Source organism: Streptomyces sp. CG 926, assembly GCF_003148825.1.
GTDB lineage: Bacteria > Actinomycetota > Actinomycetes > Streptomycetales > Streptomycetaceae > Streptomyces.
This window is the reverse complement of the sequence record NZ_QGGZ01000002.1, coordinates 704,404-718,493: the sequence shown is the minus strand read 5'-3', so window position 1 is coordinate 718,493 and position 14,090 is coordinate 704,404. Positions and strand designations below refer to the sequence as shown.

Genomic DNA, 14,090 nt, shown 5'->3' with positions numbered 1-14,090 from the left:
GGTGCCCACCCCGTAGATTGAGACGGCAGGCATCTCGGCGACAGGCATTTCGGCAAGGGGCAAGGGGACAGACGTGTCAGCGGCTAGGCAAGGTGTCGTGGACGCCCGCAGGATCGTGGTCAAGGTCGGCTCCTCCTCCCTGACCACCGCGGCGGGCGGACTCGACGCCGACCGGGTGGACGCGCTCGTCGACGTCCTCGCCAAGGCCCGCAGCGGCGGCGAGAAGGAGATCGTCCTCGTCTCCAGCGGAGCCATCGCCGCCGGACTCTCCCCGCTCGGCCTGCGCCGGCGCCCCAAGGACCTGGCCCGGCAGCAGGCCGCGGCGAGCGTCGGGCAGGGCCTGCTCGTCGCCCGCTACACCGCCTCCTTCGCCCGCTACGGCGTCCGCGTCGGCCAGGTGCTCCTCACCACCGACGACACCAGCCGCCGCGCCCACTACCGCAACGCGTTCCGGACGCTGGACCAGCTCCTGACCATGGGCGCCCTGCCCGTCGTCAACGAGAACGACACCGTCGCCACGGACGAGATCCGCTTCGGCGACAACGACCGGCTGGCGGCCCTCGTCGCCCACCTCGTCCGCGCGGACCTCCTCGTCCTCCTCTCGGACGTGGACGGTCTCTACGACGGCGACCCGTCCCAGCCCGGCACCACGCGCATCGAAGAGGTCCGCGGGCCCGAGGACATCGCGCACGTCACCATCGGCAGCGCGGGCAAGGCCGGTGTCGGCACCGGCGGCATGGTCACCAAGGTCGAGGCGGCCCGGATCGCGGCCGCCGCCGGGATCCCCGTGGTGCTCACCTCCGCGAGCCAGGCGGCCGACGCCCTCGCCGGACGGGGGACCGGCACGCTGTTCCACGCCACCGGGCGCCGCTCGGCGGACCGGCTGCTCTGGCTCCAGCACGCGTCGACCCCGCAGGGGCACCTCGTCCTGGACGACGGCGCCGTCCGCGCGGTCACCGAGCGCGGCAGCTCGCTGCTGCCCGCAGGGATCGCGGCGGTCGAGGGCGACTTCGTCGCCGGGGACCCGGTGGAACTGCGCTCCGCGGACGGCCGCGCCGTCGCCCGGGGCCTGGTCAACTTCGACGCCAAGGAGCTCCCGCAGCTCCTCGGCCGCTCCACTCGCGAGCTCGCGCGGGAACTCGGACCCGCGTACGAGCGGGAGGTCGTCCACCGGGACGATCTGGTCCTGCTGGAGGGCTGAGGTTCGGCAAAAGCGGAGCGCGGCGGCTCGTGGACTGGTCAACTGTGAGGGGCGGGCGGACCCGCGTGGCGAAGACAGGAGGCGGCTGGTGAGGCGAGCGCTGACCAGCGTCGGCACAGGGGACGGTGACGGCGGCGGTGGCGGGGAGGAGCAGGATCACGCATCACGCCTGTGGCACGTGACCCTGAGCGTCTCCGGCAAGCCGGCCCCGCTGTCCGAGGTCCGGCGCGGGCTGGAGCAACTGGCCCACGACCACCCCTTCCTGCTGACCAGCCGGTACGCCGACGACCACGCGGAGATCCGCTACTGGGAAGAGGCCCGGGACCTCCACGACGCGGCGGCCGTCGCCCTGCGGCTGTGGGGCGAACACCGCTCCTCGGCGAAGCTCCCGCCGTGGGAGATCGTCGGCCTGGAGGTCATCGACCGCGCCACCTACCACCAGCGCGTGGCGGAAGGCTACGGCCCACCCCCGGCCCACCCGGTAGGCGTCCACCCCTACTGACCACGGGCCCCCTCCCAGCTGCCGCCGGCCCATTTCAGCCCCGCCGGCGTTCGAGGCGCGGGGTCCGGGGCGGAGCCCCGATCTTGTGCCCGCACACAGCGACCGACCGGTACCGACCGACCGGGGTCGGGGCGGAGCCCCGGTCCTGTGCCCGCACACGGCGACGGACCGGTACCGGCCCCACCCCGCGACCCGACCGAAGGCCGTCTCGCGGGGTGGAAACCCCCACGGCCACCACCCCGCCGGGGACTACCCTGGGCGGCATGACCTCGCTCGATGCCGCCACCTCGCCCGTCCTCGCCACCGCGCACCGGTCCCGTACCGCCGCCGCCGCCATCGCCCCACTCCCGCGGTCCACCAAGGACACCGCCCTGCTGGCGATCGCGGACGCGCTGGAGGCCCGTACGGCCGAGATCATCGCCGCCAACGCCGTGGACACGGACAAGGCCCGCGCCGCCGGCACCAGCGAGACCGTCATCGACCGCCTCACCCTGACCCCGGAGCGGGTCGCCGCCATCGCCTCCGACGTCCGCGACGTCGCCGCCCTCCCCGACCCCGTCGGCGAGGTCGTCCGCGGCAACACCCTCCCCAACGGCATCGACCTCCGCCAGATCCGCGTCCCGCTCGGCGTCGTCGGCATCATCTACGAGGCCCGCCCCAACGTCACCGTCGACGCCGCCGCCCTCTGCCTCAAGTCCGGCAACGCGGTGCTCCTGCGCGGCAGTTCCTCCGCCTACTCCTCCAACACCGCGCTCGTCGCCATCCTGCGGGACGCCATCGAGAGCGCCGGCCTGCCCGCCGACGCGATCCAGCTCGTCCCCGGCGAGTCCCGCGACTCCGTCCGCGAGCTGATGCGCGCCCGCGGCCTCGTCGACGTGCTCATCCCGCGCGGTGGCGCCTCCCTCATCAAGACCGTGGTCGAGGAATCCACCGTCCCGGTCATCGAGACCGGTACCGGCAACTGCCACGTCTACGTCGACGCCCAGGCCGACCTGGACATGGCGGTGGACATCCTCATCAACTCCAAGGCCCAGCGGCCCTCGGTCTGCAACTCCGCCGAGACCCTCCTCGTCCACCGCGACATCGCCGACGCCTTCCTGCCGCGCGCCCTCGACGCGCTCGCCGACGCCGGCGTCACCGTCCACGGCGACGCCCTGGTCCTCGCCGCCGCCGAGGGCGGCAAGGTCACCGCCCTGCCCGCCACGGACGAGGACTGGGCCGCCGAATACCTGTCCTACGACATCGCCGCCGCGGTCGTGGACTCCCTCGACGACGCCGTCACCCACATCCGCCGCTGGACCTCCGGCCACACCGAGGCGATCGTCACCACCTCCCAGGCCGCCGCGCGCCGCTTCACCCAACTGGTCGACTCGACCACGGTCGCCGTGAATGCGTCCACTCGGTTCACGGACGGTGGTCAGTTCGGCTTCGGTGCCGAGATCGGTATCTCCACCCAGAAGCTGCACGCCAGGGGGCCCATGGGCCTTCCCGAGCTGACCTCCACCAAGTACATCGTCACCGGCGACGGTCACATTCGGTAGCCGACCCCTGAGCGCGGTGTGGCCGAAATTCGGCGCACACCCTGCCCAAGGAGGCCCCTCAGGTCTAGGCTGGTCCTGTGCCGGACGACGTGGGGGGCAAGCCGTTCCCGGACGATGGGACCCCCGAAGACGATGCAGACGACCGCGGAGGCGCGGATCACGACTTCGCCTCCGTGGTGTTCGACGAGGACTTCGTCCGGAACGCCGAGATCCATGAACCGAGCGCCGCCGAGCGCCAACGGGCGGCGGACCGAGCGCGCGCGGAGGCCGAAGCCGCCCGCGCCGTGGCCGGAGGCCGGCCGGGCGACGACGACTACGACGGCTACGGATACGGCCACCCCGACGGGTACGACGACGACCACGGCTGGGACCGCGACCGTGCCTACGGATACACGGACGGTCCGTACGGGGCCTACGGCGGCAGCCTGCGCCCGTACCGAGGCCGCGCACCGTGGCTGCGCCCGGTCGCCTGGGTGCTCGCCTTCGTGATGGGCCTCGGCATGGTCGCGCTCGCGTTCAGCGCCGTCTACCGCAGCGCCTCGGGTGAGGCGGACCCCGCTCCGGCGCCCGCCAGTACCCCCAGGGGTGAAGTCACCGGCGTCGGCGCGTTTACGTACCCCTCCGTTCGCCAACCCTGAAGGTACGACCCCATTCCCGTACGTTGGAGCTGGGGGCTTCTCTGTAGCGGGGACAGCGGGGAGAAGCGATGGCCGTGCCAGGAGATCCACCCAACAGCACCCCCGAGGGCATGGGCGGGGGCGATGACGACTTCCGGTCGGACGAGTACGGGTCGGTGGTGTTCGACGAGGACTTCGTCCGGGCCGCCCGGCTCCAGGAGTACTCCGCGCAGGAACGCATGGGCGAACACGCCCGCGCCGTACGCAGCCGCTCCATCTGGTCCGGCGGCGGCTCCACGGCCCGGACCAGCACCCCCGGCCGGGGCGCACGGCAGGGCATGCTGCTCGTGCTGCTCATCGCCACGGCCTTCGCCGCCGCCGTCTACATGGGCCTGCGCAACCCCTACCTGCCTCCGGCCGGGGGACCCGCCCAGGCACTCACCAGCACCGTGGTGCCGCTCGCGCCGACCACCGACGTGCCCGGCGGGCGCCCCGCCGACCTGTACGCGAAGAGCCCCGCCGCCGACTACCGCGTCGGAGCGGCCGGCATCACCCTGCCCGCGGTGCGCCGTACGCACCACTTCACCGAGGCCCAGGTCGTCGCCGCGCTGTCCATCGCCAAGGACTACCTGGTGCAGTCCTCGCTGGACCCCGACATCCTCACCGGAGCGGCCTCCCGCCCGGTGCGGGTCCTGCTCGACCCCGACCAGCTGGCGCAGTTCGACCGCAGCATGACCGCGCCCTCCGGAGACGGCCGGTACGCGGCCACCGGATGGCTGGTCCGCTTCGATCCGGCGACCGCCGTCGTGGCCGACTCCCGGGTCCGGGTGAGCGGCACGCTCGCCGTCGAGGAGGTGGCCGCGGACATGCTGGAGGTCACCAGCGACCACACCTTCGTCTACGCCGTACGGCCCGCCACCGGATCCCCGGCGGCGGCCGAGGGCGCCTCGCTGTTCACCGTCCGGCGCGAGCTACGGCTGCGCTTCGACCGGGACGACCTGACGGCCCGGCGGCTGGAGCTGGCCTCGGCCTACGTGATGGCCGGGCCGCAGGACTGCTCCGCCGATCCGGCCGGGGCCTTCCACCCGCTCCTGGCCGGAGCCGGTCCGACCACGGTGGGCCCGGCCGCGAGCGACCCGTACGCCAGCGGCCGACCGCGGCGCACGGCCGGGCTGTGCGGCGTCCTGGCGTCGCCCGTGACACCGTCCGGGACGCCGCCCGTGGCCGAGTACGCGACGCCCCCTCCGCCCTCGCAGGCCGCTCCCGTCAGCCCTGCTCCGTAGCTCCGCCCTTGTCCTGCGGCGCGGCGCCGGTTCCCGTTCCGGCTCCTGCTCCGGCCGCTCCCGTGAACTTGTCGCGGAGCTTGCCGCCCAGGTCGCCCGCGCCGCCCGCGATGTCGCCCACCAGCTTCATCAGCGGGTCCTTGCTGGTGCGCACCGAGTCGGCGTAGTGCGCGGCGGACTGCCGGAAGGAGTCGGTCACCGAGGTGTCCTTGTCCTCGTCCCGCCGCGGGTAGTGGCCGTCCATGATCCGCTGGTGGTCGCGGCTCTCCGCCCACTTCTTCAGCTCGGCCGCCCGGACCGTGGTGAAGGGGTGCGTGCGGGGCAGCAGGTTCAGGATCTTCAGTACGGAGTCGCGCAGGTCGCCGCTCGACTCGTACTCCTCGGCCTGCGCCAGGAAGGCGTCCACATTCATCTCGTGGAGGTGGTTGCCGCCCGCGATCTTCATCAGTCCCCGCATGGAGGCCTGCACGTCCTGTCCGACCAGCAGCCCGGCGCGGTCGGCCGAGAGCTCCGACTTGCGGAACCACTCCCGCAGCGCCGTCACGATCGTCATGATCGCCACATTGCCCAGCGGGATCCAGGCGACCTTCATCGCCAGATTGGTCAGGAACAGCAGGATCGTGCGGTAGACCGCGTGCCCCGACAGCGCGTGGCCCACCTCGTGGCCCACCACCGCCCGCATCTCCTCCTCGTCGAGCAGCTCGACGAGGCCCGTGGTCACCACGATGATCGGCTCGTCCAGCCCGATGCACATGGCGTTGGGGTTCGGATCCTGCTGGACATACATCTGCGGGACCTTCTCCAGGTCCAGGATGTAGCAGGCGTCGCGGAGCATCGCGTACAGGTGCGGGAACTGCGTCTCGCCCACCCGCACCGACTCCGACAGGAACAGCAGCCGCAGGCTCCGCTCCGGAAGCAGCCCGCTCAGGGCCTTGAACACCGTGTCGAAGCCGCTCAGCTTGCGCAGTGCCACCAGCGCCGAGCGGTCCGCCGGATGCTCGTACGCCCGCGATGAAATGCCGGGAAACCGCCTGCGGTCCCGTGCCGGTGCCTTCTCGAAGCCTGTTTCCGTCATAGCGCCCTCCCCTGATGGACCTGCTCGTCCCTGCGTCTATCCTCTCCAACGCCTGAGTCGGCGTGAGCGTGCCCCAGGCCCCCGCATACGATGTGAGCGAAGTCTCCGCTCGCTCCCCGACTCGATAGGTATCTGCCTGATGAGCCTCTCCACCACCGCCCACAACCTGGTCGTCCTCGCCTCGGAGGGGGCCGAGCAGCACGGCGGCAACCACGACAGCCTGAACCCGTACCTGACCGGCGGCGGTGCCTTCGTCATCCTGATGCTGATGCTGTGGGTCACCACGCGCCTGAACCGCGACCGCTGAACCCCGCTGAACCGCTGAACCCGCCGGGAACGCCGCGTCCGCCGGGCCAGTAGGCTCTGCGCTCATGGAAGAGCAGGAGATGCCTACCGGTCCGGTCAAGCGCCGGCTCGGCGTGATGGGCGGGACCTTCGACCCGATCCATCACGGACACCTGGTGGCCGCCAGCGAGGTCGCCGCCCTTTTCCACCTCGACGAGGTGATGTTCGTGCCGACCGGCGAGCCGTGGCAGAAGTCGCAGTGGGCCGTGTCGCCGGCCGAGGACCGTTATCTGATGACGGTCATCGCCACCGCCTCGAACCCGCAGTTCTCGGTGAGCCGCATCGACATCGACCGCGGCGGGCCGACGTACACCATCGACACCCTGCGGGACCTGAAGGCGCAGAACGACGACGCCGATCTGTTCTTCATCACCGGTGCCGACGCGCTCGCGCAGATCCTGACCTGGCGCAACGCCGAAGAGCTCTTCTCGCTCTCGCACTTCATCGGAGTCACCCGGCCGGGCCACGTGCTCACCGACGACGGGCTCCCGGAGGGCGGTGTCTCCCTGGTGGAGGTGCCCGCGCTCGCGATCTCGTCCACCGACTGCCGTGCGAGGGTGGCCCAGGGGGATCCTGTCTGGTATCTGGTGCCGGACGGTGTCGTGCGTTACATCGACAAGCGTGAGCTGTACCGGGGAGCCTGAGCTTCCGGAGAGAGAGGCCCCGCGGTGAACGACCGACAGGATCCGTACGACCCGTATGCCGCCCAGGAGCAGCAGCTCGTCGGCTACGACGCGTACGGGCGGCCGGTGTACGGCCAGGCGCCCGCGCAGCCCGCCCCGCAGCAATACGGGCAGCAGCAGTACGGCTACGACTACCAGGGCTACGCCCAGCAGCCGCAGCCGCAACAGCAACAGCAGTACTACCCGCAGCAGCCGGCCCCCCAGGAGTACGGGCAGCAGGAGTACACCCAGGCGCAGGCGCCCACCTACGGGTACGACACGCAGCAGACCCAGCAGTGGATTCCGCAGCAGACCGCCCCGGAGCCCGCCGAGGCCCCCGCCTCGGCCCCCGCCGAGCGCCCGGCCGCCCAGGTCCCCGAGCCGCGCCGACCGGACGGCGAAGGCGGCGGCGCGCGCGGCGGTGCGCAGGAGGACGAGCCCGCGGCGGGCCGGGACTACCGCACCGAGATGTTCGCCTTCATCGACCAGCCGGACGAGGACTCCGAGGACGTCATCGACTGGCTCAAATTCACCGAGAGCCGCACCGAACGCCGCGAGGAGGCCCGCCGCCGCGGCCGTAACCGGGTGGTGGCACTGATCGTCGTCCTCGCCCTGTTCGCCGTCGGAGGCCTCGGCTACCTCTGGTACGCGGGCAAACTGCCCTTCCTCGACGGCCCCGGCGACAAGAAGACCGGCACGACCGCCGACGCCGCCGCGCAGAAGCGGGACATGATCGTCGTCCACCTGCACAACACCAAGAAGGGCGGCACCTCCTCGGCCCTGCTCGTCGACAACGTCACCACCAAGCAGGGCGCCACCGTCCTGCTGCCGAACGCCTTGGCCATCACCGGCCAGGACGGCACGGCGACGGGACTCGGCAAGTCGGTCGAGGACGGCGGTCTCGGCACCCGCGAGGCCCTCGACTCGGTGCTCGGCACCCACATCGGCGGCACCTGGCGCCTGGACACCCCCTTCCTGGAGAGCCTGGTCGAGCTGGTCGGCGGCATCGAGGTCGACACCGACGCCGCGGTCCCGGCCGACGACGCGGCCAAGACCCCGGCCGTGGCCCAGGGCAAGAAGCAGAGCCTGAGCGGCTCGATGGCCGTGGCGTACGCCACGTTCCGCGGGCAGGGCGAGCCGGAGGCCAAGCAGCTGGAACGCGTGGGCAAGGTGCTCCAGGCGGTGCTGCGCAAGATTCCGAGCGACCCCAAGGCGGCGGCCGTGACCGTCGAGAGCATCGGCCAGATCCTCGACCCGGCCCTGAACGCGCAGACCCTCGGGGCCCTGCTGTCCCGGCTCGGCGCGCACGCCAAGGTGGGCGCGTACCGCACGGACGTCCTCGCGGTGAAGGCGGACGGCGCGCTCACGGACGAGGCGAACAAGACGGTCGTCAAGGAGGTGCTGGGCGGCTCCGGCGCGGCGGCGCAGCCCGGTGCGGCCCCGCGCGTCGGCCTCAAGGACGCCACCGGCGACGAGAAGACGCAGATCGCGGCCAAGGCGGCGCTGGTGAACGGCGGCTACACCTTCGTCGAAGGCGGCAAGGCCGACAAGACCGCGGCCACGTCGCAGATCACCTACCAGGACGACGCGCAGCGGGACCGGGCGATCGAGGTCGCCAAGACGCTGGGACTGCCCGAGACGGTCGTGAAGAAGGGCGAGAACACGGTGAACGCGGAGATCGTGGTGACCCTGGGCAAGGACTACAAGGCGTCCTGACCAGGCTCCGGAGCGGTTCCGAGGGAGGCATTCGCCCGCGCGCGACGCTGCGCGCGGGCGGTGTCGGCGGTACATGAGACCCTTGTAAGGATCTGCCCGCCAACCCGAAAGCATGGCCAGTGACCGCCACGGACCGCTCCATCGAGCTCATCACCGCCGCCGCCCAGGCCGCGGCCGACCGGCTCGCGCACGACATCATCGCGTACGACGTCAGCGACGTGCTGTCGATCACCGACGCCTTCCTGCTCGCCTCGGCGCCCAACGACCGCCAGGTCAAGTCGATCGTCGACGAGATCGAGGAGCGCCTGCTCAAGGAGCTCGGCGCCAAGCCGGTGCGCCGCGAGGGCGACCGCGACGCCCGCTGGATCCTGCTCGACTACGTCGACATCGTCGTCCACGTCCAGCACAGCGAGGAGCGTGTCTTCTACGCGCTGGAGCGCCTGTGGAAGGACTGCCCCGAGATCGAGCTCCCCGAGGACGCCAAGCTCACCATCGGCAAGGCCGAGGAGCACGCCAAGCTGCGTGAGGCGGCGGGCGACGACGAACTGGACGGTGATCTGTTCTGAGCGCCACCACCTCGGGCAAGTCCGGCAGGAAGATCGTCCTCTGGCGGCACGGCCAGACCTCGTGGAACCTGGAGCGACGCTTCCAGGGCTCCACGGACATCGAGCTGACCGAAACGGGCGTGGCGCAGGCGCGCCGCTCCGCACGGTTGCTCGCCTCGCTGAAGCCGGATGCCATCGTGGCCTCCGACCTGCGGCGCGCCTCCGCCACGGCTGCCGAGCTGGCGGCCCTCACGGGGCTGACGGTGTTGCACGACGCGGCGCTGCGCGAGACGTACGCCGGCGAGTGGCAGGGCCTCACGCACGACGAGATCCTCGAGAAGTACGGCGAGCAGTATTCGGCGTGGAAGCGCGGCGAACCGGTTCGCCGCGGCGGCGGTGAGCTGGAGACCGAGGTCGCCGACCGCGCCGCGCCGGTGGTGCTGGAACACGTCGAGCGACTGCCGCGGTCCGGCACCCTCGTCGTGGTCAGCCACGGTGGCACCATCCGTACGACGATCGGGCGCCTGCTGGGCCTGGACGCGTACGACTGGGAGGGCCTCGGCGGTCTCTCCAACTGCTGTTGGTCCGTGCTCGGCGAGGGCGCGCGCGGCTGGCGTCTGCTGGAGCACAACGCCGGCACGCTGCCGGAACCGGTGCTCGGCGACGACGACTGAGCGGCCTTCCGCCGCTCCCCGGCGGGGCTGCCACCCGGATTTCACTTTCCGGCCGGTCCCAGGCTAGAGTTCTTCTTGTTCGCAGCGCAGAACACCGGAGACGGGGGAGCGCGGCGGAGAGCGGGGCTATAGCTCAGTTGGTAGAGCGCCTGCATGGCATGCAGGAGGTCAGGAGTTCAATTCTCCTTAGCTCCACAATCAGGATCCCGTCCCCAACAGGGGGCGGGATCCTTGCTTTTGTACCCTTTGCGTTTGCTGACCTGGCCCGCACCGGCATGGCAGAATCGTGACCGCCGGAGGGGGAGACGACGGCCCGACGCGGGAGGGAGTCGCTGACGGATGGGTGCACACCGGCGCCGGTGCGACTGGTGCAACAACGGCACGCCGATCGTGCGGGACATGGACCCGGTCAACCCCGACTACCAGTACTGGTGCGAGGAATGCGCTCGGGCGCTGATCATAAAAGGCGACCCGATCGAGACGTACCGTGAGCTGGAAGGGGAGCCGATCTATGGGCGGCTGCTCGACGAGCACTGCACGCTCAAGCGGTTCTACCAGTTCGCACGAGCGTGACAAGTCGGCTCAAATCGGACATGGCCTCTGGTCGGTGGAAACCGATTTTTGGACCAGGGCCATGACCGTGTAATGTTTGGGACGTCGCCAAGGGAACCGGCAAGGGAAACCGAAGCGGCAAGCACAACAAGGGGCTATAGCTCAGTTGGTAGAGCGCCTGCATGGCATGCAGGAGGTCAGGAGTTCAATTCTCCTTAGCTCCACAGTGAAGAAGCGGGCCACCCGGATCGGGTGGCCCGCTTCTCGTTGTGTCACCCGGTGGAACGGCCGAGCGTCGGAAGGGGCCGCTGCGGTACCCTGACGCCATGCGTGCCGTACGCCTTCTGCTTACCGAGCCGCGCTGATCAGTACCGACCCTTCCAGACGGTCGGACCCGGCGCGGCGTCCCCTCCTGTGCGAGGGGTTTTTTCGTTTGGGCAGGCAGAGACGGCAGAGACGATCGATGGAGCTTCAGAAATCATGAGCGAGACGAACACCCCGGCCCCCGAGGCGGCCGAGGCGCACCGCTACACGGCTGCCATGGCCGCCGACATCGAGGCACGCTGGCAGGACGTCTGGGACGCGCAGGGCACGTACGAGGCCCCGAACCCGACCGGTGACCTGGCCGGCGACCCCGCGGTGGTCGCACGGCCCAAGAAGTTCATCATGGACATGTTCCCGTACCCGTCCGGTGCGGGCCTGCACGTCGGTCACCCGCTGGGGTACATCGCCACCGACGTCTTCGCCCGCCACCAGCGGATGACCGGCCACAACGTCCTGCACACCCTGGGCTTCGACGCCTTCGGCCTGCCGGCCGAGCAGTACGCCGTGCAGACCGGCACGCACCCGCGCGTCTCGACCGAGGCCAACATCGAGAACATGAAGGTCCAGCTGCGCCGGCTGGGCCTGGGTCACGACAAGCGCCGGTCGTTCGCCACGATCGACCCGGACTACTACAAGTGGACCCAGTGGATCTTCCTGCAGATCTACAACTCCTGGTACGACGCCGACGCGAAGAAGGCCCGCCCGATCACCGAGCTGGTCGCCGCCTTCGAGGACGGCTCCCGTGAGGTCCCCGGTGGCCGCGCCTGGGCCGCTCTGACCGCGGCCGAGCGTGCCGACGTACTGAACGAGTACCGCCTGGCGTACTCCTCGGACGCGCCGGTGAACTGGTGCCCCGGGCTGGGCACCGTACTGGCCAACGAGGAGGTCACCGCCGACGGCCGTTCCGAGCGAGGCAACTTCCCCGTCTTCAAGTCCCGGCTGAGCCAGTGGAACATGCGGATCACCGCTTACGCGGACCGGCTGATCGACGACCTGGACGCGCTGGACTGGCCCGAGGCCATCAAGCTGCAGCAGCGGAACTGGATCGGCCGCAGCGAGGGCGCGCGCGTCGACTTCGCGCTGGGCGGCGAGGCCATCACCGTCTTCACCACCCGTCCGGACACCCTGTTCGGCGCCACCTACATGGTGCTGGCGCCCGAGCACCCGCTGGTCGAGAAGTTCATCCCGGCCGCCTGGCCCGAGGACACCCACGACGTCTGGACCGGCGGGCACGCCACGCCGGCCGAGGCCGTCGCGGCCTACCGCAAGCAGGCCGCCTCGAAGTCGGACGTCGAGCGGCAGGCCGAGGCCAAGGACAAGACCGGTGTCTTCACCGGCGAGTACGCGATCAACCCGGTCAGCGGCGACAAGGTCCCGGTCTTCATCGCCGACTACGTGCTGATGGGCTACGGCACCGGCGCGATCATGGCCGTCCCGGCGCACGACGGCCGCGACTTCGAGTTCGCGCGCGCCTTCGAGCTGCCGATGCGCTGTGTCGTGGAGCCGTCGGACGGGCGCGGCACCGACCCCGCCGCGTGGGACGACGCCTTCGTCTCCTACGACGCGAAGCTGGTCAACTCGACGGGCGAGGGCATTGCCCTGGACGGCCTGGGCGTCGTCGAGGCGAAGGCCGCGATCACCGACTGGCTGACCGAGCGCGGTATCGGCGAGGGCACCGTCAACTTCCGCCTGCGTGACTGGCTGTTCAGCCGTCAGCGGTACTGGGGCGAGCCCTTCCCGATCGTCTACGACGAGGACGGCGTCGCGCACCCGCTGCCCGAGTCGATGCTGCCGCTGGAACTGCCGGAGGTCGAGGACTACTCGCCGCGCACCTTCGAGCCGGACGACGCCGCGTCGAAGCCGGAGACCCCGCTGTCGCGCAACGGCGAGTGGGTGAACGTGGAGCTGGACCTGGGCGACGGCCGGGGCGTGCGCTCCTTCCGCCGCGAGACCAACACCATGCCCAACTGGGCCGGTTCCTGCTGGTACGAGCTGCGCTACCTGGACCCGAACAACTCCTCGGCCCTGGTGGACCCGGAGATCGAGCAGTACTGGATGGGCCCGCGCGAGGGTGCTCCGCACGGTGGCGTCGACCTGTACGTGGGCGGCGCCGAGCACGCGGTGCTGCACCTGCTGTACGCCCGCTTCTGGTCGAAGGTGCTGTTCGACCTGGGTCACGTCTCCTCGGCGGAGCCGTTCCACAAGCTGTTCAACCAGGGCATGATCCAGGCGTACGCCTACACCGACGCGCGCGGTGTCTACGTGCCCGCGGCCGAGGTCGAGGAGCGCGACGGCGGGTACTTCTACCAGGACCAGCCGGTCAAGCGCGAGCACGGCAAGATGGGCAAGTCCCTGAAGAACGCCGTCACGCCGGACGAGATCTGCGAGGAGTACGGCGCGGACACGCTGCGCCTGTACGAGATGGCGATGGGCCCGCTGGACGTCTCCCGTCCGTGGGACACCCGGGCCGTGGTGGGCCAGTACCGGCTGCTGCAGCGCCTGTGGCGCAACATCGTGGACGAGGAGACGGGCATCGTCACCGTCGTCGACGGCGAGCCGGACGAGGCCACCCTGCGCGCGCTGCACAAGGCGATCGACGGGGCCGGCGCGGACATGACCGGGCTGCGCTTCAACACCGCCATCGCGAAGATCACCGAGCTGAACAACGCCCTGACGAAGGCGGGCCGCCCGCTGGAGCGCTCGGTCGCCGAGCGGCTGGTGCTGCTGGTCGCCCCGCTGGCCCCGCACATCGCCGAGGAGCTGTGGAGCCGCCTGGGCCACGCGGAATCGGTCGTCCACCAGGACTTCCCGATCGCGGACCCGGCGTACGTCGTGGACGAGAGCGTGACCTGCGTGGTGCAGGTCAAGGGCAAGGTCAAGGCGCGGCTGGAGGTGTCGCCGACGATCTCCGAGGCGGAGCTGGAGCAGCTGGCCGTGACCGATGAGGGTGTCGTGGCGGCGCTGGGCGGCGCGGAGATCCGCAAGGTGATCGTGCGCGCGCCGAAGCTGGTGAACATCGTCATCTGAGGTCGCACCCCCGCATAGGGGGGATC

At 70.8% G+C, this 14,090-nt stretch carries 13 protein-coding genes and 2 tRNA genes; 14 read left to right on the top strand and 1 reads right to left on the bottom strand.

Features of this window, described 5'->3' with window-relative positions; genetic code table 11:
- Positions 1–73 precede the first annotated feature (73 nt).
- The 5 genes from proB to BCL76_RS08390 all read left to right on the top strand — a co-directional run bounded on the left by proB (position 74) and on the right by BCL76_RS08390 (position 5,144).
- The gene (gene proB, locus BCL76_RS08410) at positions 74–1,201 is read left to right on the top strand and encodes a glutamate 5-kinase (protein WP_030757340.1); all 1,128 of its coding nucleotides are present in this window, start codon (positions 74–76) and stop codon (positions 1,199–1,201) included.
- A 34-nt stretch (positions 1,202–1,235) separates the two neighbouring features.
- Positions 1,236–1,703, top strand: coding sequence for a hypothetical protein (locus tag BCL76_RS08405; protein WP_109778920.1), 468 nt, complete (start codon positions 1,236–1,238; stop codon positions 1,701–1,703).
- A gap of 263 nt (positions 1,704–1,966) precedes the next feature.
- Positions 1,967–3,244 (top strand): glutamate-5-semialdehyde dehydrogenase, encoded by a 1,278-nt coding sequence (locus BCL76_RS08400; RefSeq protein ID WP_109778841.1) that lies wholly within the window; start codon positions 1,967–1,969, stop codon positions 3,242–3,244.
- Between the two features lie 77 nt (positions 3,245–3,321).
- A complete protein-coding gene (locus BCL76_RS08395) occupies positions 3,322–3,882 on the top strand; it encodes an SCO2584 family spore wall biosynthesis protein (protein ID WP_109778840.1) in 561 nt (186 codons plus the stop codon).
- A 68-nt stretch (positions 3,883–3,950) separates the two neighbouring features.
- Positions 3,951–5,144, top strand: a complete 1,194-nt coding sequence (locus BCL76_RS08390) for an SCO2583 family membrane protein (RefSeq protein WP_109778839.1) — start codon at positions 3,951–3,953, stop codon at positions 5,142–5,144.
- Here BCL76_RS08390 and BCL76_RS08385 read toward each other — a convergent pair.
- Positions 5,128–6,219, bottom strand: coding sequence for a M48 family metallopeptidase (locus BCL76_RS08385; RefSeq protein WP_109778838.1), 1,092 nt, complete (start codon positions 6,217–6,219; stop codon positions 5,128–5,130). The two genes, BCL76_RS08390 and BCL76_RS08385, sit on opposite strands and share 17 nt — an antisense overlap.
- Before the next feature lie 139 nt (positions 6,220–6,358).
- Between BCL76_RS08385 and BCL76_RS38850 the strand changes: the two genes are divergently transcribed.
- From BCL76_RS38850 to leuS, 9 genes are all read left to right on the top strand, one after another.
- The gene (locus BCL76_RS38850; RefSeq protein WP_033224011.1) at positions 6,359–6,526 is read left to right on the top strand and encodes a hypothetical protein; all 168 of its coding nucleotides are present in this window, start codon (positions 6,359–6,361) and stop codon (positions 6,524–6,526) included.
- Between the two features lie 64 nt (positions 6,527–6,590).
- A complete protein-coding gene (nadD, locus tag BCL76_RS08380) occupies positions 6,591–7,208 on the top strand; it encodes a nicotinate-nucleotide adenylyltransferase (RefSeq protein WP_109778837.1) in 618 nt (205 codons plus the stop codon).
- Between the two features lie 24 nt (positions 7,209–7,232).
- Positions 7,233–8,942: a LytR C-terminal domain-containing protein gene (locus BCL76_RS08375; protein WP_109778836.1), complete on the top strand. Its 1,710-nt coding sequence runs from the start codon at positions 7,233–7,235 to the stop codon at positions 8,940–8,942.
- A 119-nt stretch (positions 8,943–9,061) separates the two neighbouring features.
- Positions 9,062–9,508: a ribosome silencing factor gene (gene rsfS / locus BCL76_RS08370; RefSeq protein WP_030008628.1), complete on the top strand. Its 447-nt coding sequence runs from the start codon at positions 9,062–9,064 to the stop codon at positions 9,506–9,508.
- On the top strand, positions 9,505–10,161 hold the full coding sequence (locus tag BCL76_RS08365) for a histidine phosphatase family protein (protein ID WP_109778835.1): 657 nt from the start codon (positions 9,505–9,507) through the stop codon (positions 10,159–10,161). The genes rsfS and BCL76_RS08365 overlap by 4 nt, the downstream gene beginning before the upstream one ends.
- 122 nt (positions 10,162–10,283) lie before the next feature.
- Positions 10,284–10,356 (top strand) — tRNA-Ala (locus BCL76_RS08360).
- Positions 10,357–10,500: 144 nt separating this feature from the next.
- The gene (locus tag BCL76_RS08355; protein ID WP_008738908.1) at positions 10,501–10,734 is read left to right on the top strand and encodes a hypothetical protein; all 234 of its coding nucleotides are present in this window, start codon (positions 10,501–10,503) and stop codon (positions 10,732–10,734) included.
- 130 nt (positions 10,735–10,864) lie between these two features.
- Positions 10,865–10,937 (top strand) — tRNA-Ala (locus tag BCL76_RS08350).
- A 256-nt stretch (positions 10,938–11,193) separates the two neighbouring features.
- Positions 11,194–14,064, top strand: coding sequence for a leucine--tRNA ligase (gene leuS, locus BCL76_RS08345; RefSeq protein ID WP_109778834.1), 2,871 nt, complete (start codon positions 11,194–11,196; stop codon positions 14,062–14,064).
- Positions 14,065–14,090 lie beyond the last annotated feature (26 nt).